The sequence below is a fragment of the Xanthomonas sp. D-99 genome (genome assembly GCF_017746145.1).
GTDB classification, from domain to species: Bacteria; Pseudomonadota; Gammaproteobacteria; order Xanthomonadales; family Xanthomonadaceae; genus Xanthomonas; species Xanthomonas cissicola.
The window spans coordinates 14,331-37,046 of the sequence record NZ_JAGHWU010000023.1 but is presented as its reverse complement, the minus strand read 5'-3'; the positions used below and the strand labels follow the sequence as shown (position 1 = coordinate 37,046).

The following is a 22,716-nucleotide window of genomic DNA, read 5'->3' as shown; positions in this document are numbered from 1 at the left end:
GAATCGGGAATCGGGAATCGCAGAAGCATTGCAGCTCCGCGGCGATTGGTGGGCCAACTCGCAACGACACCGCAGGCTGGCGATCGCCAGTCAGACATCCTGCGGGTCGCACGTGCCGTGGCACATGCGCGCGGGTGGGCACCCTTCCGTCAGTCCACCGCGTACCGTCAGCGCAAGATCCCCGCGAAGCGTCAGTGCAAGATCCCCTCTCCCTGCGGAACAGGGGTGGGGGTGAGGGTACGGGGCGAAGCCACGCGCTGAAGTCGCAATTGCTGCGCTGGGTTCTTTTCGACTTTTACGAAACGCCCATCGACGGCGAGTGCATGAGGCTTCGACGGTACCCTCATCGGCCCCTGCGCGGCCCCTTCTCCCCCACAAAGATGGCCAATGTCCCGAAGGGAGAAGGATGAAGCGAAGAGGTCTTGCTGCTGACTGGGCAGCGTCTTGGTCGCTGTCCGTTTGCCGTTACGCTTACCTGTCAGCGAGCCGCCATCACGCAACCCCCAGCGCTCATCCCAGCACCACCGGCAAGCCCCATAGCGACAGGCTCGCCAGCAGCACGCCGATCAGCGTGGCGGCCAGCACGTCGCTGGGATAATGCAGCCCCAGCACCACCCGCGAGAGCGCCACGCCGGCCGAAAACGGCACCAGCAAGGGGGCCTGCCAGGGGTAGTAGGCCAGCGCCACGATGCTGAAGGACACCGCGTTCAAGGTATGGCCGGAGGGGAAACTGAACTCGTCCAGCGGCGCCATCCATGCGCGAATCCGCACGTCCGCCGCATACGGGCGCGGACGCCGTGTCCAGCGTTTGAGCGCCTTGTACAACGTCAATGCAAGCACGCCGGTGGCGGCCATGTGCGCCGATGCACGCACACCGTCCATGCCGTCGAGCACTACCAGCAACCCCATCAAGGCGTACCAGAACACGCCGTCGCCCAGCCGGCTGATGGTGGCGAAGACACGCCGTACCGGGTTGCGTCGGCACCACAGATTGGCGCGTCGGCACCAGCGCGCTTCGTGACCGCGCAAGACCTCAAGCCGCGTTGACGACATAACGCCCCCGTGCAGCACTGATTCCCAGCAACAAGGCTTCGAAATCGGAGACCACATTGTCCGGATGCAATTTCTTCATCGCCTGCGCCGCCGCCGTGCCCATGCGCCGGCGCAGTGCGTCGTCTTCGGTCAGCGCGTCGGCGGCCTGGATAAAGGCCTCGTCGGTGTCCACCGCCGCGCCGGTATGGCCGTTGCGCAGATATTCGCGGGCCGCGCCGTAGTCGAAAGCGACCGTCGCCACGCCGCTGGCCATTGCTTCCAGCGTCACATTGCCGAAGGTTTCGCTGCGGCTGGGAAATAGGAACAGATCGCCGCTGGCGAAGTGACGCGCCAATGCATCGCTACGCTGGACACCGCAGAAAATGAAGTCCGGATTGTCGTGCGCAAGCTTCTCGCGCGCCGGGCCATCGCCCACCCAGACGAAACGCGCCTTCGGGCGGATCTGCTGCAATTTGCGAAAGGCGCGTACAGCCAGCGGCAGATTCTTTTCGCTTGCAATACGCCCCACATAGATGGCGGCAAAGCTTCGCCTTCGATGCCCCAATCGGCGCGCAATGCGACATCGCGACGGCTCGGATCGAATTGCTGGCTATCCACCGCGCGCGCCAGCAATTGCACGCGCTCGAAGCCATCGTCGCGCAGGAACTGCTGCAACTCGCGCGTGGGCACCAGGGTGGCATCGGCCTGGTTGTGGAAGCGCCGCATCCAGCGCAGCGCGGTGCCCTGCAGCCAGGCGGCACCGTAGTCGGGCAGGTATTCGTCGAAGCGGGTGTGGAAGCCGGCGGCGACCGGAATGCCGAGCCGGCGGGCCGCGCGCATTGCCGACCAGCCCAGGGGGCCTTCCGTGGCCACATAGATCGCGTCCGGTTGCGTGCTGCGCCAATGACGGACGAGGCGTTGCGTCGCCGGCAGGCCGAATTTCAATCCCGGGTAGCGCGGCAACGAGGCGCCACGCACCAGCAGCGCATCGGTCGGCGCGGTATCGGCGCTCTGGCGTGGCCGCACCACATCTACCTGGTGTCCACGCGCACGCAGACCGGTTTCCAGACCATGCACGGTCAACGCAACACCGTTGACCTCGGGGGGGGAGGTTTCGGTAACGATCGCGTAGCGCATGCCCGTTCTCCCGTTTTGACTAGCTTCCGGGAGTGCGATGGCATTGATGTTGCGCCGATAAGACGTGGCGATGACAGCTGTGACGGGATTCGGGAATCGGGATTGGATATTCGCAACAGCGGAATTCATCTTCTCGGCACGCATTCCACGACGATAGTGCTCTGGCTGTAAGCGAATCCCCAATCCCCAATCCCCAATCCCGCCTGAGGCCGCAGGCCTCAGGTCACAAACGGTTTGAACGCAATTCCCAGCCCGGCCATGCCTTCGACTTCGCCGATCAGGTCGGCGCGCAGCAGCGGGCGCGAGTCGATCCAGCTTTGCGACAGGATCAGCGATAGCCGGGTGTCGTCGGCGGTGAGTTCCAGGGTCGGAATCGGGTCCGCCTCGTGTGCGCGGTGCAGCAATACCGCCAGTCGCAGCAGTGCGGCCTTGCGCCGGGTCGGCAGCAACAGGCGGTCGGGCAATGCATCGAAAGCGGTCTTGGGCACATTGCGCCGGTGCGTGCGTACCAGCGAGGCCAGCACCTGCTGTTCCTGTCGCGAAAAACCCGCGATATCCGAATGCTCCAGGATGTAGCTGCCGTGCACGTGGTACTGGCTATGCGCGATGATCAGCCCCAGCTCGTGCAGGCGCGCGGCGCGGCGCAGCACCTGCGCATCGTCGCCATCCAGTTGCCAGGATTCGCAGACCTGGTCGAACAGGCGGCAGGCGGTCGCTTCCACGCGCTGCGCCTGTACTTCGTCGATGCCGTAACGCTGCATCAGCGAGGTCACCGAACTGTCGCGCGGGTCGTTTTCGCCGCCGCGGCCAAGCATGTCGTACAGGATGCCTTCGCGCATCGCCGCCTTGCTGACCATCAGTTTCTCCAACCCCAGCGCCTGGAACGCCGCTTCCAGCACCAGGATGCCGCCGGCGATGATCGGCCGCCGTTCGGCCGCCAGGCCGGGCAGCTGGATGTCTTCGATACGCTTGGCCTTGAGCAACTCTTCGCGCAGCGCCGGCAGCGCCTGCGCAGTGATCGCGCCCTTGGTCAGCTTCATCGCCGCGCACATTTCGCCGATGGCCTTGTGCGTGCCGGACGAGCCGATCGCCTCATGCCAGCCCAGCGCCTTGTACTGGCCGGCGAACTGCTGGAACTCGGCGCCGATCTCGGTGAGCGCGTCCTTCCATTTCTTCTTGGACAATTTGCCGCCGGGGAAAAACCGCCGCGTGCTGGCAATGCATCCGGCCTGCAGACTCTCGCGTTCCAGCGTCTGAAACCCGCGGCCGATGATGAACTCGGTCGAGCCGCCTCCGATGTCGATCACCAGCCGGCGTTGGTCGGGCTTGGGCGGTTGCGCATGCGCCACGCCCAGATAGATCAGGCGTGCTTCCTCGCGCCCGCTGACCACTTCGATCGCATGGCCCAGAGCCGTTTCGGCCGGCATCAAAAACGCTTGCGGCGAACGCAGCTGACGCACCGTGTTGGTCGCCAGCGCACGCACGCGCAGCGAAGGCACGTCGCGAATGCGCTGGCCGAAACGCGCCAGGCATTCCAGTGCGCGTTGGCGCGCTTCGTTGGAGAGCCCACCTTTGCCATCCAGGCCATCGGCCATGCGCACGGTCTCGCGCAGGCGATCGACGACGCGCAGCTGACCCATCAGGTAGCGCGCAATGACCATGTGGAAACTGTTGGAGCCTAGGTCGATGGCGGCAAGAAAATCGCCATCGCGCATGGGCGGAATCGTGGGGGAGGGCATTGGCATGGCCGCATGGTAGCCGATGGGCTGTTGGCCACGTGAGAGGCCGTGCGTGCGCCCAGCCGACCGCGCACGCGATCGGTATTGCCAAGCGCTGGAAGCGGACGGTCAGTCGCCGTAATGGGCATGCCGCATGCCTGCGCAAGCGGCTTGCCACCTGGCGTGCGGCAATGAGCGCTCAGATCCGCTCGAGCAAGGTCATCTGCGCCGAATGCGCCGGCTCGCCCGGGGCAGGCGTGCGCTTGTGGTACACGCCCTCGGCGTCCAGCTCCCACGCGCTGACGTTGTCGTCCAGATAGTTCTGCAGCACCTCACGGTAGACGCGTTTGGCCAGGTCCGGTTCCAGGATCGGGAAGCAGGTCTCCACCCGCCGCAGCAGATTGCGTTCCAACCAGTCGGCACTGGCGCAGTACAACTCGGCGGCCCCGTCGTTGCCGAACCAGTACACGCGGCTATGTTCCAGAAAGCGGCCCACGATCGAACGTACGCGGATGTTGTCGGACACCCCTGGCACCCCAGGGCGCAGCGTGCAGGCCCCGCGCACGATCAGATCGATCTGCACCCCGGCCTGCGACGCCGTGTACAACGCACGCACCACCTGCGGTTCGTTGAGGGCGTTCATCTTGGCGATGATGCGGCCCGGGCGACCCTTGCGGGCCAGCCGTGTCTCGCGATCGATCCGCTTCAACACGCCGGCATGCAGCGTAAACGGCGACTGCAGCAACTGGTCCAGCTTCATGCGCGGCGCAAGCCCGGACAACTGCTGGAACAGCATGTGCACGTCGTTGCCGATCTCGGCATCGGCGGTGATCAGGCTGATGTCGGTATACAGGCGCGCGGTGCCGCTGTGGTAATTGCCGGTGCCCAGGTGCACGTAGCGTTTGAGCTTGCGGCCCTCGCGGCGCACGATCAGCAGCATCTTGGCGTGGGTCTTGAAGCCGACCACGCCGTAGACCACCTGCACGCCGGCTTCCTGCAGTTTGTCGGCTAGGCCCAGGTTGGCTTCTTCATCGAAGCGCGCACGCAACTCCACCACCACGGTGACGTCCTTGCCGTTGCGCGCGGCCAGAATCAGCGCATCGACAATCAATGAATCCTTGCCGGTGCGGTACAGCGTCTGCTTGATCGCCAGCACGTTCGGGTCGACCGCGGCCTGGCGGATGACGTCCAGCACCGCGGTAAACGCATCGAAGGGGTGATGCAGCAACACATCGCCTTTCTTGACGATCTCGAAGATGCCCTCGCTGTCGCGCAAGGTGCGCGGATTGAACGAGGGGTACTTGAGTTCGGGGCGCTGTACCAGGTCGTAGACCTGCGTGACGCGGCTCAGGTTGACCGGCCCGGCGATGCGGTAGACCGCGTTCTCGTTCAGGCCGAAATTCTGCAACAAGGTGCGCAGGATCGGTGCCGGGCAGTCGTGCGCGATCTCCAGTCGCACCGCTGGCCGGTAGCCGCGCGTGACCAGTTCATCGCGCAGGGCCAGCGCCAGGTTCTCGACTTCTTCCTCGTCCACCACCAGTTCGGAATTGCGGGTGACGCGGAACTGATACGAGCCCATCACCTGCATGCCCGGGAACAGCTCGTCGACGAATTCGGACAACACCGAGGACAGGAACACGAAGCTCTGCGTGCCCTCCGGCGACAGGCTTGCCGGCAGCTGGATGATGCGGGGCAGCGAACGCGGTGCGCGCACGATGGCCAGATGCCCGGCGCGCCCGAACGCATCCTGGCCTTCCAGCACCACCACGATGTTCAAGGTCTTGTTGAGGATCTTCGGGAACGGGTGCGCCGGGTCCAGGCCCAGCGGCGACAGCACCGGCATGATCTCGTTGCGGAAATACGCACGCAGCCAACGTTTCTGGCGCGCGGTCCATGCCGAACGGCTGAGCACGGCAACGCCTGCGTCTTCCATCGCCGGCCGCAGCACCTCGTTCCACGCGTGGTACTGCTGCTCGACCAATTTGGCGGCGCGATCGTGCACCGCGTTGAGGATGGCGGTCGGGCTCAGCCCGTCCGGCGCCGGCGGCAGCCCGAACTCCTGTGCGTGCCGCACGGTAGCTGCGCGGATTTCGAAGAACTCGTCCAGGTTGGTGCACGAGATGCACAGGAAGCGCAGCCGTTCCAGCAATGGCACCTGCTCGTCGAGCGCCTGCGCCAGCACCCGGAAGTTGAAGTCCAGTTGCGACAGCTCGCGGTTGATGTACAGCGCCGGATCACGCAACGGATCGGTGGCGACGTCGTCGCCGGGTGTGATGTCGTGCAGTTCTTTGGCGTGGCCCATGGAATCGATCGTCAAGACGGGTTGTGTAATTGCCTGGGGCGCGCAACGCAGGCAATGCGGCGCGTGGCAGACGCGTCCATCGCAGCGCGCTGCGGCGCGCACTGACTACATATCACGCCGAGCGTGACAGCGGCACCGATTGCTCGCGCTGCACGACGCGCGCAGGTACGAAATGACACGAGAATTCGCTGCCGCGTCCCACTTCGCTTTCGATATCCAGGCGCGCCTGGTGCAGCCCCAGGATGTGCTTGACGATCGACAGTCCCAGCCCGGTGCCGCCGCTCTCGCGCGAGCGGCTGCTGGACACCCGGTAGAAGCGTTCGGTGATGCGCGGCAGGTGCGAGGCGGGGATGCCATAGCCGGTGTCGCGCACGGCCAGCGCCGCACCGTCGCCTTCGCGCACGAAACGGATCGTCACCGTGCCGCCGCCGGGCGTGTAGCGCACCGCATTGGTGACCAGATTGGAAAACGCACTGTGCAGCTCCTTGTTGGAGCCGAGCAGGTCCACGCCGGCCTCGTCGATCACCTCCACGGTGTGGCGGCCCTGGCTGTGCGCCTCGGCCTCGCGGCGCAAGGTCGACAGCATGGGCGCCATCGCCACGTGTTCTTCGCCGAGTTCTTCCTGCGATTCCAGCCGCGACAGCGTCAGCAGGTCTTCGACCAGCTGCGCCATGCGTTGCGATTGCTTGCGCATTTCCGCCAGCATCGGGCCCGAATCGGGGAAGTCTTCCGGGTCGAGCATGTCCAGATACCCGTGCACCACCGTCAGCGGGGTACGCAGTTCATGCGAGACGTTGGCCACGAAATCGCGGCGCACCTGTTCCAGCCGCAGCAGCTTGCTGACATCGCGCGCTACCAGCAGCCAGTAGTCGTCGGAGTAGGGGATCAGGCGCAGGTTCAGGCGCAGATCCGGGTCTGCCGGCGAGGCGGCATCCAGCATCGGCTCGGCGTTGCGCCCGGCCGCCAGCCAGTGCGCCAGCGGTAACGGCTGCAGCCGCTCCACGATCGACACGCCCATGTCGCCGGGATGGTGCAGGCCGAGCAAGCCGCCGGCCGCCTTGTTGAACCACTGCACGCGCTGGCTGTTGCGATCCACGACCACCACCGCATCGGGCAGCGCCTGCGCTGCAGCGCGGTAGGTGCGCAACATTTCGATCAGGCGCCGCTTGCGCGCGCGCATTTCGGCCTGGCTGCGATACAGCAGCCGGTCCAGTTCGTTCCAGGCGCCGATCCCGGCCGCCGGTTCGGCGCGCTGGCGTGCGGTCAGCCGCCGCAACACCTGGCGCAGCCGCCAGTAATGCCAGGCCAGCACGCCCAGGGCGGTGAGCGTCAGCGCCATCCACACATGCCCGATCAGCACGCCGGCGACGACGGCAGCGCCCAACAACAGCGCGAGGGTGCCGAGCGTCTTGAGCCAGGCGGAACGGATGTGTTGAGGCATGGAAGGCGTTACCACAAAGCGTCAGGTGGGCAGCCACCCGGCCGGACTGTGGCCGGGTGGCTTTGCGGCACGTCAGGTCGCCGAAGAAAAACGATAGCCGGAGCCACGCACGGTCTGCACCATGTTTTCCAGCCCGAACGGTTCCAGCGTCTTGCGCAGGCGGCGGATATGCACGTCGATGGTGCGCTCTTCCACATACACGCTACCGCCCCAGACATGGTCCAGCAGCTGGGTGCGCGTATACACGCGCTCGGGGTGTGTCATGAAAAAGTGCAGCAGCCGATATTCGGTCGGGCCGATCGGCACCGGTGCATCGCCAGCGAACACCCGGTGCGCGGCGCCGTCGATGCGCAGCTTGCCTACCGCCACGCTACCGTCTTCGTCGTCTTCGCGGGTGCGCCGCATCACCGCGCGGATGCGCGCCAGCAGCTCGCGTGCCGAGAACGGCTTGACCACGTAATCGTCGACGCCGGCTTCCAGGCCGCCGACGCGGTCGTTCTCTTCGCCGCGCGCGGTGAGCATGATGATCGGAATCTCGCGGGTCAGCTGCTCCTTGCGCCAGCGCCTTGCCAGATCCAGTCCGCTGGTGCCCGGCAACATCCAGTCCAGCAGGATCAGGTCCGGCACGCGGTCGGCAATGGCGGTTTGCGCCTCGCGGGCATCGCCGGCATGGATGGGCTCGAACTCGCCTTTGCGCAGCGCGAACGCCACCATGTCGCGGATCGCGGGTTCGTCATCGACGATCAGAATGCGTTTCTGCACGCGGGGCTTACCGTCTGGCTTTGGTTGATCGCCAGTAGACTACGGTTTTGTGACTCTAATGTGACATCGTCGGCGGCGCCTGCGCGGCGGCAACGACCCGTGAAGCGGACTGGGCAGTTTCGTTAACGGCAGGCGGCCGTCCGACACCCTGCTGCCGTGAACAGCCGGCAATGCGTCGGCGATCAGCGCGTGGACAAATCCGGGTCGCGGATGCCCTGGCGACGCAGCTCCAGCACGGTCGGGGTGATCGCGGCGATGCGCGCGTCCACGCGCGCCCGTGTCACATAGTCGAGATCTTTCTTTTTCAGTGCTTCCAGCTGGATCAGTGCCTGTTCGGCGCGACCGTTCAAGAACGCCGCCTCCGCATATGCTTCGCTGGCGCGTAATGGGTCGCCGGACAGCTCGCAAGCACGGGCGTAGCTTTGTTGCAGCAACGGGTCGTCGCTGCTCCGGTGCAACAACGGCTCCAGCACCTGGCGCGCGCGCTGGCCGGACTCCTTGCTGGCCTGCTCGTTGAGCGCAGTGGCATAGGTCAGCGCGACCGCGCGGTTGTTCGGCAATTGCTTGAGCAGCGCATCGAAGCGGGCATTGGCCGCTTCTCGCGGACCTACGCGCGCCTGCGCCTCGCTCAGGCCCAGCGCCAGCCATAAATTGTCCGGATGTGCCTCGAGCAGGCTGCTCAGCTCGGCCACCGGCTCGCCCGGCCGCCCGCCGCTGTTGCGCAGCCGCGCCAGCGCCAGGCCATAGCGCTGCGGATCGCTCAAACCTTGTTTTGCGCTGCGACGCAGGTTTTCGTACTCGCGAATGGCCGCATCCGGCGTGGCTGCGCTGAGCACGCGCAGGCGTTCCTTGGCCCAATCGAAACCCTGCTGGTCGGCGCCGCGGCTGAGCGCATCCACCGGCAACCGCAGCGCGTAAGGGAGCAGCGCGTTGCCATTGCGGCTGAGCGGCTCCGACAGCGATGGGTCGGCCGGGTCTACGCGCTCCTGGCGCGTCCCGCCCGGCACCGAGGTCGTCAGCACCACGGTGTTCTTCTTCATCTGTTCGGCACGCGACTTGGCTTCGCTGATGCGGGTGACGGTCACCGGGTGGGTCTGCAGGAAATCCGGCGCGCTGTAGCCACCCTCGTTGGCGCGCATCGCCACCGACATGCGCTCGAAGAAGCCGGCCATCGCATCCACGTCGTACCCGCTGCGGGCCAAGGTGCGGATGCCCAGCCGGTCGGCTTCGGATTCGTTGGAGCGGGTGTAGTCGATCTGCCGCTGCTGCATCAGCCCCATCGCGCTGGTGATGGTGGCCATGGTGGCGTCGCCCTTGGAGTTGCCCCCGGCCTGCTGCGCTGCCACCACCGCCGCCAGCATGCCGAGCAGGATCGGAATCTGGTCACGTTGCGCACGCTCCACTCCACGCAGCACGTGCTGCTGGGTGACGTGGGCGATTTCGTGCGACAGCACCGCCGCCACTTCGTCCTCGCGCTCGGCGGTCAACACCAGCCCGGCGTTGACGGCGATGTAGCCGCCCAGCGTGGCGAATGCATTGATCTGGCGGTCGCGCAGCATGAAAAACGTAAACGGTTGCTGCGGTTGGTCGCTGTTGGCGCCCAGCCGTGTGCCCATGGTCTGCAGCCAATCGGTAATCAGCGGATCGTCCAGCACGTAGTCGTAATTGCGCAGCTCGGCCAGCATCATCCGGCCGTATTCGGCCTGGCGGGCGGGGGGCAGCAACTCGCCGGCCGACGAACCGATGTCGGGAAGGCGGCTTTCCTGCGCAGGTGCCACACCGATGGCAACGGCCAGCGTGAGGGCAGTGGCGAGCGGTAGCAGGCGCAAGTGGAACTCCCAGGTGGTGCGCGGAGCATGCGGGCAGCCCGGCGCAGAGGCGTGAATCATCGGTTAACCCACAGTGTTGCGGTGACGACGTGGAAATTCCAGTCGCCCGGTACCATGTGTCAGACCTCACACCAACCACGGAGTTTCCCGTGAGCCAAGACCATACCGATCAGGACGCGGCCTCCGGCCCGCAGATCACCCTGTATTCCTCCGCCATCTGTCCGTATTGCGTGGCGGCCAAGAACTTCCTCAAGAGCAAGGGCAAGACCTGGACCGAGGTGCGGATCGACCTGGACCCGGCCGAGCGCGACAAGATGATCGCCCTGGCCAAGCGCACCAGCGTGCCGCAGATCTTCGTCGGCGACGTCCATGTGGGCGGCTACGACGACATGATGGCCATGCATCGTGCCGGCAAGCTCGAGCCGCTGCTGGCCGGCAGCGCGGGCGGCCAGGCATGAGTGGTTCCGACGACGGCAGCGCCGATCGCCTGCGCGAGTTCACGCAATTCCGCCAGCGCATGAACCAGCGCATCCTGGCCGAGCCGAACCAGGTGGTGCGGCGGTTCTTCGCGCTGGACACGCAGACCTACCAGGCCGGCGCGCTGGACGTGAAGACCAAGGAACTGCTCGGCCTGGTCGCCTCGATGGTGCTGCGCTGCGACGACTGCATCAGCTATCACGTGGCCCAGTGCAAGGAAGCCGGCGTGAGCCGGGAAGAGTTCTTCGAGACTTTCTCGGTCGGTCTGGTGGTCGGCGGCTCCATTGTCATTCCGCATCTGCGCCGCGCGGTGGATTTTCTGGACCAGCTCGAAGGCGGTGCGCAGGCGCCGGCCCAGCACGCGCACGACTGAGCGTGTCGCTGCGGCACGCACGTGGGGATCGGGGTTCGTCAACGCGAGTAACGCACGCGCCGCCCACCGAGGCGGCGCGTTGCGTTCGGGCGCCTGCACTCTTAGACCAAGGTCGGTTTGGGCGCCTTCACCGGCATCGGGCATAATTGCCCGTGAAACCTCCTTGCGCCGCTTTGCCGGGTATTGCGGCTGGCGCTCCCCCCTTCAAGTTCGGAAACCCAACGTTATGACGCAGACAATCACGGTCATCCGCGGCGACGGCATCGGCCCGGAGATCATGGATGCCACGCTGTTCGTGCTCGACGCGCTGCAGGCTGGCCTGACCTACGAATACGCCGACGCCGGCCTGGTTGCGCTGGAAAAGCACGGCGATCTGCTGCCCGAGTCCACTCTGGCGTCGATCACCAAGAACAAGGTGGCGCTGAAAAGCCCGCTGACCACGCCGGTCGGCGAGGGTTTCAGTTCGATCAACGTCGCCATGCGTCGCAAGTTCGACCTGTACGCCAACGTGCGTCCGGCCAAGTCGTTCCCGAACACCAAGTCGCGTTTCGCCGACGGCGTGGACCTGATCACGGTCCGCGAAAACACCGAAGGTGCGTATCTGAGCGAAGGCCAGACGGTGTCCGAAGATGGCGAGACCGCGTTCTCCGGCACCCGGATCACCCGCAAGGGCTCCGAGCGCATCGTGCGCTACGCCTTCGAGCTGGCCAAGAGCACCGGCCGCAAAAAGGTCACCGCCGTGCACAAGGCCAACATCATCAAGTCGACTTCGGGCCTGTTCCTGAAAGTGGCACGCGATGTGGCCGCGCAGTATCCGGAAATCGAATTCCAGGAAATGATCGTCGACAACACCTGCATGCAACTGGTGATGCGTCCCGAGCAATTCGACATCATCGTGACCACCAACCTGTTCGGCGACATCATCTCCGACCTGTGCGCCGGTCTGGTCGGCGGCCTGGGCCTGGCTCCGGGCGCCAACATCGGTCTGGACGCGGCGATCTTCGAAGCCGTGCACGGCTCGGCGCCAGATATCGCAGGGCAGGGCAAGGCCAACCCGTGCGCGCTGCTGCTGGGCGCGGCGCAGATGCTGGACCACATCGGTCAGCCGCAGAATGCCGAGCGCCTGCGCGAAGCCATCGTCGCCACCCTGGAAGCCAAGGATTCGCTGACCCCCGACCTGGGCGGCACCGGCAACACCATGGGCTTCGCCAAGGCCATCGCCAGCCGCCTCTGAGCGCACTGGCAAATTGCACAAAAAGAAAGGGCGCCTAGGCGCCCTTTCTTTTTGTTGGAAACGGGTCACTCGACGCCAATGTTACGCGTTCAAGCGAAGGGAGCCGCCGTTGCGATTCCCCAATCCCGATTCCCGAATCCCGGCTCAATTGCGCGACTGCAGCTTCGACAGCAGGCGCAGGAACTCGATGTACAGCCACACCAGCGTCACCATCAGGCCGAATGCGCCGTACCACTCCATGTGCTTGGGCGCTCCGTGCTCGACGCCGCTCTCGATGAAGTCGAAGTCCAGCACCAGGTTCAATGCCGCCACCACCACCACGAACAGGCTGAAACCAATGCCGATCAGGCCCGAGTCGTGGATGAAAGGGATGCGCACACCGAACAAGCCCAGCACGATCGTCGCCAGATACACCAGTGCGATGCCCCCGGTGGCTGCGACCACACCCAACTTGAAGTTCTCGGTGGCCTTGATCATGCCGCTGCGATACGCGAACAGCAGCGCGAACAGGGTGCCGAAGGTCAGCAGCACGGCCTGAAACACGATGCCGTTGAAGCGTGCTTCGTACACCGCCGAGATCGAGCCGAGGAAGAAGCCTTCGATCAGTGCGTACAGCGGCGCCGTAATCGGTGCCCAGGTCTGCTTGAAGCTGGTGGCCAGTGCGAACACCAGGCCGCCGATCGCGCCGGCGATCATGTAGATACGTGCGACGGGCAGTGGCATGCCATCGGCGCCGATCGATTGCGACCAGGCGAAGGCGGCCGTGATCACCGCCATCAGCAACAACACGCCGGTCTTGTTGACCGTGCCGTTGAGGGTCATCGCCTGACCGTCGTGGGTGACGACCGAGCCGGAGCCGGAGTCGAGGAATGTGGATTCCCGAAGGGCAGGGTTACCGCTACGCATGTGTGTTCTCCATGAAAATAGTGCTCACCCTACTGGCGAACGTTGTTGCGAGGATAGCTGATCGTTCAAGTTACACAGGGTGATTGACAGCGAGGCCAATCGTTCCCAAAATAGCCGACCTTTCGAGCCTTCGGGATTGAAAGGTCCCGCCGGGGTATAGCGCAGTCTGGTAGCGCGCCTGCTTTGGGAGCAGGATGTCGGGGGTTCGAATCCCTCTACCCCGACCATTCCGAGCTTTCGACGGCGTGGGAATGCGAAGTTCGGTCCGGGCGCCCGTAGCTCAACCGGATAGAGCACCGGCCTTCTAAGCCGGCGGTTACAGGTTCGAGTCCTGTCGGGCGCGCCATCGGCGGTACGGTAGGAAGCAGGTTTTCAGTGGTGGCTGTAGCTCAGCTGGTTAGAGTACTGGATTGTGATTCCAGATGTCGGGGGTTCGAGTCCCCTCAGCCACCCCACTGATGACGAGAAATTGCAGGAATGTTTGACCCGATGTGTCACAGGGTGTTGCAACGAAGCAAAAATGCACATACAATGTGCGACCAGTTTCAGGGCCGTTAGCTCAGTTGGTAGAGCAGTTGACTCTTAATCAATAGGTCCAAGGTTCGAATCCTTGACGGCCCACCAAATAAAAGCACTTAGGCATTGCCTAGGTGCTTTTCTTTTTACAGGCCTGAAAACAGGCGCACGCGCTCGTTGGGCCTGCTGTAAACGAATTAAGGCCAGCGACAGGTTGGCGTCGCGACGGCGCTGCCGCAGCTTTGCAATAGCGCCGGCATCGCCAACGTCTGATTTGGATACCAATGGCTCTTCAAAGCCTTTGGGCGATGCCATCATCGAATGCCTGGCTGGGGTGCGCTTGCCGCAGCCGGCGTCAGCGATCGAATCCCGGTCGGATCGGCAGCGATGCCGGAAGTATCGCCGTGCGCCACTGCGGCGCTACGTCATTGCCTGTGGTGAGCGGGTGGCGCGACGTGCTCTGCGATCTGCAAGCAATTGCAGCAAGCAGCCATGTCACCAGCGCCTCCGTATAAGGCCAGCAATGCAGGCGTCTAGCTTTGCTGCACCCGCGGAAATGCCAGCACGAAGCGCGCGCCCTGGCCTGGCGCCGAGAAGACTTCTACAAAACCGCCGGCCTGACGCACTGCGCTATAGACCTGCGCCAATCCCAGGCCGGTGCCCTTGCTAGCGTGCTTGGTGGTGAAGTAGGCCTCGAACAAACGCGCCTGCACCACGCTGTCCATGCCGTGCCCGGTGTCGGCGACGGCGATGGTCATGTAGTGCCCGGACGGTTTGGCCAGTTGCGCCTGCTCTTCGGTGACGGAGGTTTCCCCGGTTTCCACACTGATGCAGTCGCCGCTGGCGCAGGCATCGCGCGCATTGATCACCAGGTTCAAGATGGCGCGCTCCACGGTGTGACGGTCGACCATCGCGCAACATCCGCCCTCCGCGGTCCGCAGCTGTAGCCGCAGTTCTGCGCCAACCACCTGTTGCAGTAACGGGCTGAGCTGTTCCGCCAGTTCGGCCAGATCCACCGCTTCGGGGCTATAGGGGTACTGGCGCGAGAAACCGACCAGGCGCCGCGCCATCACCGAGCCGTGTTGAAGCGCCGCGTCCGCAACGCTGAGCAGCTTGGCGTCGTGGGCGTCGATCTGCGTGCGCTGCACGACCAGATTGATCGCCGATGTGGCGGCCTGCAGCACGTTGTTCAAATCGTGGACCACGCCGGCCAGCAGTTGTCCTACCGCTTCGCCTTTCTGCGCCTGCTCGGCGATCTTCTCGGCGGCGTTCTGTGCGGCGCGCGCGATGTCCAGGTCGCCTTCGATGCGCTCGTGCGAATCGCGCAGGCTGTGCAGCTCGGTCGACAGCGAGGTTTCGCGTGCGCGCGCCAGCATCAGGGCGCTGGTGGAAAACGCGCGTTCTGCCGTCAGGGTGCTGTCCAGGGTGTGAAAGGCTGCTTCCAGCGCGCGGCGATCGGAGACATTCTTGCTCACCGCCAAGATGGCTTCGACCTTGCCTTGCCCGTCGAACAATGGGCTGGTGACGACCTGCCAGGTCTGGCGCACGCCGGCCAGGTTCACGCAGCTGGCCTCAAATTCCCGGGTTGCGCCTTTCGCCGCCGCGGCCATGGCTGCATCCACCATGGCTGCCGCTTCGGGCGGCCACAGTTCGCGCCAGGGGCGTGCAAGAATCTGATCCGCAGAACTGGCGCCAAGTCCGACCAGCCCATTGAGATTGACCGACGTGATCCGACCGTCCAGATCGATCTCTTTAATGCAATCGCGCGACAGTGCCACGATCTGGCGATATCGGTCTCTCATCGCGACTGTTGCCCTTGGGCTGAAATTAACGGAATTTTCGCAAATCCTGCTGCTGCGAGGTACCGGTGGACAATACGGGCTTTGTCTGGATTCAGGCGGACACTGCGCTCCCTTGTTGGGCAGCGCCTCACGTCCCCACGTGAGGCCATCACTGTGCCCACCGCGTAATCACACGCTCCGGGTTTCTCAGCGCTTTTTCTTTACGGGCATCCCTGCAACAATAGCCGGGCCTCTACGGCATTGCGAAAGTGGCGGAATTGGTAGACGCACCAGATTTAGGTTCTGACGCCGCAAGGCGTGGGGGTTCGAGTCCCCCCTTTCGCACCAATGCAGCGCGGCCGTGTGGGTTCCGGCCGCTGCACTTCCTGTAAACCGGTCGTTTCTGTCCGTGAGGCCGCTGCGCGCATGCCGCTGGCAGCGGCCGCCGTTATCGGCGAAACTACAAGGCTCGGCGGCATTCTCGCCATCCGTCAACCCGCATCTTCCATCTCGTGCCGACGCTGTGCGCTGTCGGTGGCAGGAGTCAACATGCAAGCATCGATCGAATCCACCGGCAATCTGGAACGCCGCCTGACCTTCACCCTGCCGCAGGAGCGCCTGGAGACGCACGTCGGTGGCCGCCTGCGCGAGCTTGCGCGGACCACGCGCATCAAGGGCTTCCGTCCCGGCAAGGTGCCGACCAAGGTGATCGAGCAGCGCTTCGGTCAGCAGGTGCGTGCCGAGGCGATGGAAGGCCTGCTGCGTGAGACCTTCGATTCGGCCGTGCGCGAGCACTCGCTGCGCCTGGCCGGCAACCCGCGTATCGATCAGGGCGAGACCGATTTCGACTTCGTCGCCACCTTCGAAGTGGTGCCCGATTTCGGCGACATCGACGTGACCAAGCTGTCGGTGGTGCGCGCGACCGCTGAAGTGACCGATGCCGACATCGATCAGATGATCGAAAACCTGCGCCTGCAGCGCCGCACCTGGAATCCGGTCGAGCGCGGTGCGCAGGTCGGCGACCTGGTGGCGCTGGAGACCTGGTCGCAGGCCGGCGACGAGCGGCTGCCCGCCGAAGGCGTGGAGACCGGCAGCAGCGTGCTGGGTTCGGGCGTGATGTTCGACCAGATCGAAAAGGGCCTGGAGGGCCTGACCAAGGGTGAAGAAAAGACCCTGACCGTCGATTTCCCCGCCGAATGGCGTGTGCCGCAGCTGGCGGGCAAGACCGTGCAGGTGCACGTCAAGGCGGTCGAAGTCTCCGAGCCGGTGTTGCCGGCAGTGGATAAGGACTTCATCAAGAGCTTCGGCGTGAAGAGTGGCGATGCCGAGCAGTTCCGCGCCGATATCCGCACCAACCTGGAGCGCGAGCTCAAGGGTGCGCTGATGAACCGCCTGCGCCGCGAAGTGGGCGAGCAGCTGATCGCCGCCTACGCGCATGTCGAAATGCCGCCGCGCCTGGTCGAGAACGAAGCGCGTTCGATGTTGGCCCAGCAGGTCGAGCAGGTCCGCCGCAGCGGTCGCGATCCGGGTCAGGTGCCGGCCGACGCGCACCAGGGATTCATGGATGCCGCCGCCAAGCGCGTGCTGGTCGGTCTGCTGGTGGGCGAAGTGGCGCGCCGCAACGAATTGCGCCTGGAATCCAAGCGCGTCAGCGAAACGCTGCGTCTGATCGCTTCGACCTACGAAGAGCCGGAACAGGTCATTGAGATGTACCGCAACGACCCCCAACTGATGAACGGGCTGCAGAGCCGCGTGATGGAAGAGCAGGTGATCGACTGGATCGCCGAGCGCGCCCAGCACACCGAGCAGTCGCTGTCGTTCCAGGACGCCATCCGCGTCTGATCCGGCAGTAAGAGAAGAACCGCACCCGCAGTCAGGGGTGCGGATGTCGAACACGGGCAGCGGCACAGGCCGCTGCCACAACGGGAAGACTGATGAGCATTGTGACCAAAGCCCTGAACCTGGTGCCCATGGTGGTCGAGCAGACCAGCCGTGGCGAGCGTGCGTACGACATCTACTCGCGTCTGCTGAAGGAGCGTCTGATCTTCCTGGTCGGTCCGATCGACGACCATATGGCCAACGTGATCGTGGCCCAGCTGCTGTTCCTGGAAGCGGATAACCCGGAAAAGGACATCAGCATCTACATCAATTCGCCCGGTGGCGTGGTCACCGCCGGCATGGCGATCTACGACACCATGCAATACATCAAGCCGGATGTCAGCACCATCTGCGTCGGCCAGGCCGCCTCGATGGGCGCGCTGCTGCTGGCCTCGGGTGCGGCAGGCAAGCGTTACGCGCTGCCGAATTCGCGTGTGATGATCCATCAGCCGCTGGGTGGCTTCCAGGGCCAGGCGACCGATATCGATATCCACGCGCGCGAGATCCTGACCCTGCGTTCGCGCTTGAACGAAATCTTGGCCAAGCATACCGGCCAATCGCTGGAGACCATCGCGCGCGACACCGAGCGCGACAACTTCAAGAGTGCAGTCGATGCGCAGGCCTACGGCCTGGTGGATCAGGTGCTCGAACGTCGTCCGGAAGAGTCGATCCAGCCGTCTTGATTCTCAAGTCATTGAAATTGCAGGAAAAACCGGCAGGGTCGGGCGGGGCGAATGTCCTCCCGACCCTGTGCTATTCTCGAAATCGAACCCCCGTGCATCGGGTGGGGTAACTGGGTAACAGAAGCATGAGCGAAGACCGCCAAGGTCGTTCCGGCGACAGCAACAAGATTCTCTACTGCTCGTTCTGCGGTAAGAGTCAGCATGAAGTCCGTAAGCTGATTGCCGGTCCCAGCGTATTCATCTGCGATGAGTGCGTTGAGCTGTGCAACGACATCATCCGCGAGGAACTCGAAGAGAAGGCGCAGTCGGCACGTTCCAGCCTGCCCAAGCCGCGCGAGATTCTCGAGGTACTGGATCAATACGTGATCGGGCAGTTGCGCGCCAAGCGTACGCTCGCAGTAGCGGTGTACAACCACTACAAGCGTATCGAGAGCCGCAGCAAGAACGATGATGTGGAGCTGGCGAAATCCAACATCCTGCTGGTCGGCCCGACCGGTTCGGGCAAGACACTGCTGGCCGAAACGCTGGCGCGCCTGCTCAATGTGCCGTTCACGATCGCCGACGCCACCACGCTCACCGAAGCCGGCTATGTCGGCGAGGATGTGGAAAACATCATCCAGAAGCTGCTGCAGAAGTGCGACTACGACGTCGAAAAGGCGCAGCAGGGCATCGTCTATATCGACGAAATCGACAAGATCTCGCGCAAGAGCGAGAACCCGTCGATCACCCGCGATGTGTCCGGTGAAGGCGTGCAGCAGGCGCTGCTCAAGCTGATCGAAGGCACGGTTGCCTCGGTGCCGCCGCAGGGGGGGCGCAAGCACCCGCAGCAGGAGTTCCTGCAGGTCGACACCAAGAACATCCTGTTCATCTGCGGCGGCGCGTTCGCCGGCCTGGACAAGGTGATCCAGCAGCGTTCCAACGACGCTGGTGGCATCGGCTTCGGCGCCAAGGTCAAGAGCAGCGAGCGCAAGCAGGAAGTGGGCAAGATCCTGGCCGAAGTCGAGCCGGAAGATCTGATCAAGTTCGGCCTGATTCCCGAGTTCGTCGGCCGTCTGCCGGTGGTCGCCACGCTCGAAGAGCTGGACGAGCCTGCGTTGATCAAGATCCTGACCGAGCCCAAGAACGCCATCACCAAGCAGTTCAAGAAGCTGTTCGACATGGAAGGCGTGGAGCTGGAGTTCCGCCCCGACGCCCTGTCTGCGATCGCCAAGAAGGCGCTCAAGCGCAAGACGGGCGCGCGTGGCCTGCGCACCATCGTCGAATCGGTGCTGCTGGACACGATGTACGAGCTGCCGTCGCAGGAAAACGTCAGCAAGGTCGTGGTGGACGAGTCGGTGATCGAGCACAAGTCCGAGCCGTATTTGATCTACCAGGCGCAACCGGCGCCCGCCAAGGCTGCATCCGGAGACTGAGTCCGTTGGCCGCCCCGCCGGGCCTCGGCCTCGCTGGCGGATAACCGCTTTCCGAACGCTACTTGCAACACCTCGCCGATGGCCCCATAACGGGGCCATCGGCTTTTTACTGCCCCAAAAACCCCCATTCCTGCGGAGTGCCCCATGGCCCAGTCCCAACCAGAAATTCTCGATCTGCCAGTGTTGCCGCTGCGCGACGTGGTGGTGTTCCCGCACATGGTGATCCCGCTGTTCGTCGGCCGCGACAAGTCGATGCGTGCGCTGGAAAAGGCGATGGAGGCGGACAAGCGCATCCTGCTGGTCGCGCAGAAGTCGGCCGAGACCGACGACCCGGCTGCCGGCGATCTGTATACCGTCGGTACCCTGGCGCAGGTGCTGCAGTTGCTCAAGCTCCCCGACGGCACCATCAAGGTGCTGGTCGAGGGTCTGTCACGGGTCACCGTCGACAAGGTTATCGAGCAGGACGGCGCATTGCAGGGGCAGGGCACCGAAATCGAAGCCAGCGACGCGCGTGAGCCGCGCGAGGTGGAAGCGATTGCGCGTTCGCTGATGTCGCTATTCGAACAGTACGTCAAGACCAACCGCAAGCTGCCGCCGGAACTGCTGCAGACCTTGGCCGGCATCGATGAGCCGGGCCGCCTGGCGGACACCATCGCCGCCCACATCGGTGTGCGTCTGGCCGACAAGCAGCGCCTGCTGGAGATCACCGACATCGGCGAGCGGCTGGAATTGCTGGTCGGCCTGGTCGATGGAGAAATCGACGTACAGCAGCTGGAAAAGCGCATCCGCGGCCGCGTGAAGTCGCAGATGGAAAAAAGCCAGCGCGAGTACTACCTCAACGAGCAGATGAAGGCGATCCAGAAGGAGCTGGGCGACCTGGACGATGCGCCGGGCGAGCTGGAAGAACTGGCGCGCAAGATCGCCGAGGCGGGCATGCCCAAGCCGGTCGAGACCAAGGCCAAGGCCGAGCTCAACAAACTCAAGCAGATGTCGCCGATGTCCGCCGAGGCGGCCGTGGTGCGCAATTACCTGGACTGGCTGCTGGGCGTTCCGTGGAAAAAGCGCACCAAAGTGCGCAAGGACCTCAAGGTTGCCGAAGATACGCTGGACGCCGATCACTACGGTCTGGACAAGGTCAAGGAGCGCATCCTTGAGTACTTGGCGGTGCAGTCGCGCGTGAAGCAGATGAAGGGGCCGATCCTGTGCCTGGTCGGACCGCCGGGCGTGGGCAAGACCTCGCTCGGGCAGTCGATCGCCAAGGCGACCAACCGCAAGTTCGTGCGCATGAGCCTGGGCGGCATTCGCGACGAGGCCGAAATCCGTGGCCACCGCCGGACCTATGTCGGTTCGATGCCGGGCCGCCTGGTGCAGAACCTCAACAAGGTCGGCAGCAAGAACCCGCTGTTTCTGCTGGACGAAATCGACAAGATGTCGATGGACTTTCGTGGCGACCCGTCGTCGGCATTGCTTGAAGTGCTCGATCCGGAGCAGAACAATTCGTTCAACGACCACTATCTGGAAGTCGATCTGGACCTGTCGGAGGTGATGTTCGTCGCCACCTCCAACTCGCTCAATATCCCGGGCCCGTTGCTGGACCGCATGGAAGTGATCCGCATCCCCGGCTATACCGAGGATGAGAAGCTCAACATCGCCACGCGCTATCTGGTGCCCAAGCAGATCAAGGCCAACGGCTTGAAGCCGGAGGAGATCGAGATCGCCAGCGATGCGATCCAGGACATCGTGCGGTATTACACACGTGAGTCGGGTGTGCGTAATCTCGAACGCGAGGTGGCCAAGATCTGCCGCAAGGTGGTCAAGGAAATCGCGCTCGCAGGTCCGCAGCCGGCGGCCAAGAAGGCGGTCGCCAAGAAGGGAAAGCCGAAGGCGCTGGTCACCGTCAACGCCAAGAATCTGGACAAGTATCTGGGCGTACGTCGCTTCGACTTCGGCCGTGCCGAAGAAGAAAACGAGATCGGTCTGGTCACGGGTCTGGCATGGACCGAAGTCGGTGGTGAGCTGTTGCAGGTCGAGTCCACGTTGGTGCCGGGCAAGGGCAACCTGATCCTCACCGGCCAGCTCGGCAATGTCATGAAGGAATCGGCATCGGCTGCATTGTCGGTGGTGCGTTCGCGCGCTGAGCGACTTGGCATCGATGTGGATTTCCTGCAAAAGCAGGACGTGCATGTGCATGTGCCCGACGGCGCCACGCCCAAGGACGGCCCAAGCGCAGGTATCGCGATGGTGACCTCGCTGGTGTCGATACTGACCCGGGTGCCGATCCGCGCCGATGTGGCCATGACCGGCGAGATCACCCTGCGCGGGCGGGTATCGGCAATCGGTGGCTTGAAGGAGAAGTTGCTGGCGGCCCTGCGCGGCGGCATCCGCACCGTGCTGATCCCCGACGAGAATCGCAAGGATCTGGCCGACATCCCGCCAAACGTGACCCGCGATCTGAAGATCGTGCCGGTGAAGTGGATCGACGAGGTGCTCGATCTGGCGTTGGAACGTCCGCTCGCGCCGAAGAAGGCCGGCAAGGAAAAGGCCCGCAAGGCGGCCTCGCGCGTGACCGTGCGCGGCAAGTCGCGTAGCACACCCGGTACCCGCGTCAAGCACTAACGAGGGCTGTCTGAGCCTCGTCAAAACAAGCCAAAACCCGCGTCGTTATTGGGTTTTGGCTTGCGTGCTGTTGGGGGCGCTGGTATAAATGCACGACTCGTGGGCGCGGCAAATGTGATGCGTCATGCGATACCACTTGTGTCGGGTTCTTCGCTTACGGCAAGAGCGCCGATTGTCGATTCCGCGGCATCTGCCGCAAAGGGAGTTTCAAGAATGAATAAAACCGAATTGATCGATGGCGTTGCCGCTGCCGCTGACATCTCCAAGGCTGAAGCTGGCCGTGCTGTTGACGCGGTTGTGAGCGAAATCACCAAGGCACTGAAGAAGGGCGACGCCGTTACCCTCGTTGGCTTCGGTACCTTCCAGGTCCGCGAGCGCGCTGAGCGCACCGGCCGCAATCCGAAGACCGGCGACAGCATCAAGATCGCTGCTTCGAAGAATCCTGCATTCAAGGCTGGTAAAGCCCTGAAGGATGCAGTAAACTAATCGACTCGCTGGGGTGCTTAGCTCAGCGGTAGAGCGTCTCCCTTACACGGAGAGGGTCGGGGGTTCGAAACCCTCAGCACCCACCATTAAGCACCAGGCAAACGTTTCAAGCGCGGAGCGGTAGTTCAGCTGG

At 64.0% G+C, this 22,716-nt stretch carries 16 protein-coding genes, 6 tRNA genes and 1 pseudogene; 14 read left to right on the top strand and 9 right to left on the bottom strand.

What is annotated here, in order from left to right; genetic code table 11:
• Positions 1–510: 510 nt before the first annotated feature.
• The 7 genes and pseudogenes from J7360_RS10985 to J7360_RS10955 all read right to left on the bottom strand — a co-directional run bounded on the left by J7360_RS10985 (position 511) and on the right by J7360_RS10955 (position 10,281).
• Positions 511–1,053 carry a phosphatase PAP2 family protein gene (locus J7360_RS10985; RefSeq protein WP_209033853.1) on the bottom strand — a complete coding sequence of 181 codons (543 nt, stop codon included), beginning with the start codon at positions 1,051–1,053 and terminating at the stop codon, positions 511–513.
• A pseudogene (locus J7360_RS10980) lies at positions 1,034–2,169 on the bottom strand (glycosyltransferase family 1 protein). The gene J7360_RS10985 and the pseudogene J7360_RS10980 overlap by 20 nt, the downstream one beginning before the upstream one ends.
• 218 nt (positions 2,170–2,387) lie before the next feature.
• Positions 2,388–3,908, bottom strand: coding sequence for an exopolyphosphatase (gene ppx / locus J7360_RS10975; protein WP_176215005.1), 1,521 nt, complete (start codon positions 3,906–3,908; stop codon positions 2,388–2,390).
• A 178-nt stretch (positions 3,909–4,086) separates the two neighbouring features.
• The gene (gene ppk1 / locus J7360_RS10970) at positions 4,087–6,189 is read right to left on the bottom strand and encodes a polyphosphate kinase 1 (protein ID WP_017158111.1); all 2,103 of its coding nucleotides are present in this window, start codon (positions 6,187–6,189) and stop codon (positions 4,087–4,089) included.
• A 112-nt stretch (positions 6,190–6,301) separates the two neighbouring features.
• Entirely contained in the window at positions 6,302–7,630 is a 1,329-nt protein-coding gene (gene phoR / locus J7360_RS10965; protein ID WP_005915906.1) for a phosphate regulon sensor histidine kinase PhoR, read from the bottom strand.
• A gap of 72 nt (positions 7,631–7,702) precedes the next feature.
• Entirely contained in the window at positions 7,703–8,392 is a 690-nt protein-coding gene (gene phoB / locus J7360_RS10960; RefSeq protein ID WP_003483753.1) for a phosphate regulon transcriptional regulator PhoB, read from the bottom strand.
• Between the two features lie 182 nt (positions 8,393–8,574).
• Positions 8,575–10,281, bottom strand: a complete 1,707-nt coding sequence (locus J7360_RS10955) for a M48 family metalloprotease (protein ID WP_209033851.1) — start codon at positions 10,279–10,281, stop codon at positions 8,575–8,577.
• An 89-nt stretch (positions 10,282–10,370) separates the two neighbouring features.
• Between J7360_RS10955 and grxC the strand changes: the two genes are divergently transcribed.
• The 3 genes from grxC (at position 10,371) to J7360_RS10940 (ending at position 12,305) form a co-directional block, all read left to right on the top strand.
• Positions 10,371–10,679 carry a glutaredoxin 3 gene (grxC, locus tag J7360_RS10950; protein WP_033481211.1) on the top strand — a complete coding sequence of 103 codons (309 nt, stop codon included), beginning with the start codon at positions 10,371–10,373 and terminating at the stop codon, positions 10,677–10,679.
• Positions 10,676–11,071, top strand: coding sequence for a carboxymuconolactone decarboxylase family protein (locus J7360_RS10945; protein WP_007968963.1), 396 nt, complete (start codon positions 10,676–10,678; stop codon positions 11,069–11,071). The genes grxC and J7360_RS10945 overlap by 4 nt, the downstream gene beginning before the upstream one ends.
• Positions 11,072–11,297: 226 nt before the next feature.
• Positions 11,298–12,305 carry an isocitrate dehydrogenase gene (locus J7360_RS10940; protein WP_003483762.1) on the top strand — a complete coding sequence of 336 codons (1,008 nt, stop codon included), beginning with the start codon at positions 11,298–11,300 and terminating at the stop codon, positions 12,303–12,305.
• A 144-nt stretch (positions 12,306–12,449) separates the two neighbouring features.
• Here J7360_RS10940 and J7360_RS10935 read toward each other — a convergent pair whose 3' ends face one another.
• Positions 12,450–13,211 (bottom strand): Bax inhibitor-1/YccA family protein, encoded by a 762-nt coding sequence (locus J7360_RS10935; RefSeq protein WP_209033849.1) that lies wholly within the window; start codon positions 13,209–13,211, stop codon positions 12,450–12,452.
• Positions 13,212–13,361: 150 nt separating this feature from the next.
• Between J7360_RS10935 and J7360_RS10930 the strand changes: the two genes are divergently transcribed.
• The 4 genes from J7360_RS10930 (at position 13,362) to J7360_RS10915 (ending at position 13,835) form a co-directional block, all read left to right on the top strand.
• Positions 13,362–13,438, top strand: a tRNA-Pro gene (locus tag J7360_RS10930).
• Positions 13,439–13,480: 42 nt separating this feature from the next.
• Positions 13,481–13,557, top strand: a tRNA-Arg gene (locus J7360_RS10925).
• A 32-nt stretch (positions 13,558–13,589) separates the two neighbouring features.
• Positions 13,590–13,666 (top strand) — tRNA-His (locus J7360_RS10920).
• Between the two features lie 93 nt (positions 13,667–13,759).
• Positions 13,760–13,835 (top strand) — tRNA-Lys (locus J7360_RS10915).
• A 425-nt stretch (positions 13,836–14,260) separates the two neighbouring features.
• On the opposite strand, the gene J7360_RS10910 is transcribed toward J7360_RS10915, so the two are convergent.
• The gene (locus J7360_RS10910; protein ID WP_209033847.1) at positions 14,261–15,529 is read right to left on the bottom strand and encodes a PAS domain-containing sensor histidine kinase; all 1,269 of its coding nucleotides are present in this window, start codon (positions 15,527–15,529) and stop codon (positions 14,261–14,263) included.
• Positions 15,530–15,771: 242 nt separating this feature from the next.
• Here J7360_RS10910 and J7360_RS10905 point away from each other — a divergent pair.
• The 7 genes from J7360_RS10905 (at position 15,772) to J7360_RS10875 (ending at position 22,669) form a co-directional block, all read left to right on the top strand.
• A tRNA-Leu gene (locus J7360_RS10905) sits at positions 15,772–15,856 on the top strand.
• Positions 15,857–16,057: 201 nt separating this feature from the next.
• The gene (gene tig, locus J7360_RS10900; RefSeq protein WP_007968966.1) at positions 16,058–17,350 is read left to right on the top strand and encodes a trigger factor; all 1,293 of its coding nucleotides are present in this window, start codon (positions 16,058–16,060) and stop codon (positions 17,348–17,350) included.
• A 92-nt stretch (positions 17,351–17,442) separates the two neighbouring features.
• Complete coding sequence (clpP, locus tag J7360_RS10895; protein ID WP_002806026.1) at positions 17,443–18,069, top strand: ATP-dependent Clp endopeptidase proteolytic subunit ClpP; 627 nt, start codon at positions 17,443–17,445, stop codon at positions 18,067–18,069.
• 125 nt (positions 18,070–18,194) lie between these two features.
• A complete protein-coding gene (gene clpX, locus J7360_RS10890) occupies positions 18,195–19,481 on the top strand; it encodes an ATP-dependent Clp protease ATP-binding subunit ClpX (RefSeq protein WP_003483788.1) in 1,287 nt (428 codons plus the stop codon).
• A 144-nt stretch (positions 19,482–19,625) separates the two neighbouring features.
• Positions 19,626–22,097 (top strand): endopeptidase La, encoded by a 2,472-nt coding sequence (gene lon, locus J7360_RS10885; protein ID WP_022558443.1) that lies wholly within the window; start codon positions 19,626–19,628, stop codon positions 22,095–22,097.
• Positions 22,098–22,310: 213 nt separating this feature from the next.
• Complete coding sequence (locus tag J7360_RS10880; protein WP_002806049.1) at positions 22,311–22,583, top strand: HU family DNA-binding protein; 273 nt, start codon at positions 22,311–22,313, stop codon at positions 22,581–22,583.
• 11 nt (positions 22,584–22,594) lie between these two features.
• Positions 22,595–22,669, top strand: a tRNA-Val gene (locus J7360_RS10875).
• The last annotated feature ends 47 nt before the right edge of the window (positions 22,670–22,716 follow it).

Bases quoted from the DNA above. Each gene is read 5' to 3' on its own strand.
- J7360_RS10985 (WP_209033853.1), bottom strand. From the start codon at position 1,053: ATGTCGTCAACGCGGCTTGAGGTCTTGCGCGGTCACGAAGCGCGCTGG.
- ppx (WP_176215005.1), bottom strand. From the start codon at position 3,908: ATGCCCTCCCCCACGATTCCGCCCATGCGCGATGGCGATTTTCTTGCC.
- ppk1 (WP_017158111.1), bottom strand. From the start codon at position 6,189: ATGGGCCACGCCAAAGAACTGCACGACATCACACCCGGCGACGACGTC.
- phoR (WP_005915906.1), bottom strand. From the start codon at position 7,630: ATGCCTCAACACATCCGTTCCGCCTGGCTCAAGACGCTCGGCACCCTC.
- J7360_RS10955 (WP_209033851.1), bottom strand. From the start codon at position 10,281: ATGATTCACGCCTCTGCGCCGGGCTGCCCGCATGCTCCGCGCACCACC.
- J7360_RS10945 (WP_007968963.1), top strand. From the start codon at position 10,676: ATGAGTGGTTCCGACGACGGCAGCGCCGATCGCCTGCGCGAGTTCACG.
- J7360_RS10940 (WP_003483762.1), top strand. From the start codon at position 11,298: ATGACGCAGACAATCACGGTCATCCGCGGCGACGGCATCGGCCCGGAG.
- J7360_RS10935 (WP_209033849.1), bottom strand. From the start codon at position 13,211: ATGCGTAGCGGTAACCCTGCCCTTCGGGAATCCACATTCCTCGACTCC.
- J7360_RS10910 (WP_209033847.1), bottom strand. From the start codon at position 15,529: ATGAGAGACCGATATCGCCAGATCGTGGCACTGTCGCGCGATTGCATT.
- tig (WP_007968966.1), top strand. From the start codon at position 16,058: ATGCAAGCATCGATCGAATCCACCGGCAATCTGGAACGCCGCCTGACC.
- clpP (WP_002806026.1), top strand. From the start codon at position 17,443: ATGAGCATTGTGACCAAAGCCCTGAACCTGGTGCCCATGGTGGTCGAG.
- clpX (WP_003483788.1), top strand. From the start codon at position 18,195: ATGAGCGAAGACCGCCAAGGTCGTTCCGGCGACAGCAACAAGATTCTC.
- lon (WP_022558443.1), top strand. From the start codon at position 19,626: ATGGCCCAGTCCCAACCAGAAATTCTCGATCTGCCAGTGTTGCCGCTG.
- J7360_RS10880 (WP_002806049.1), top strand. From the start codon at position 22,311: ATGAATAAAACCGAATTGATCGATGGCGTTGCCGCTGCCGCTGACATC.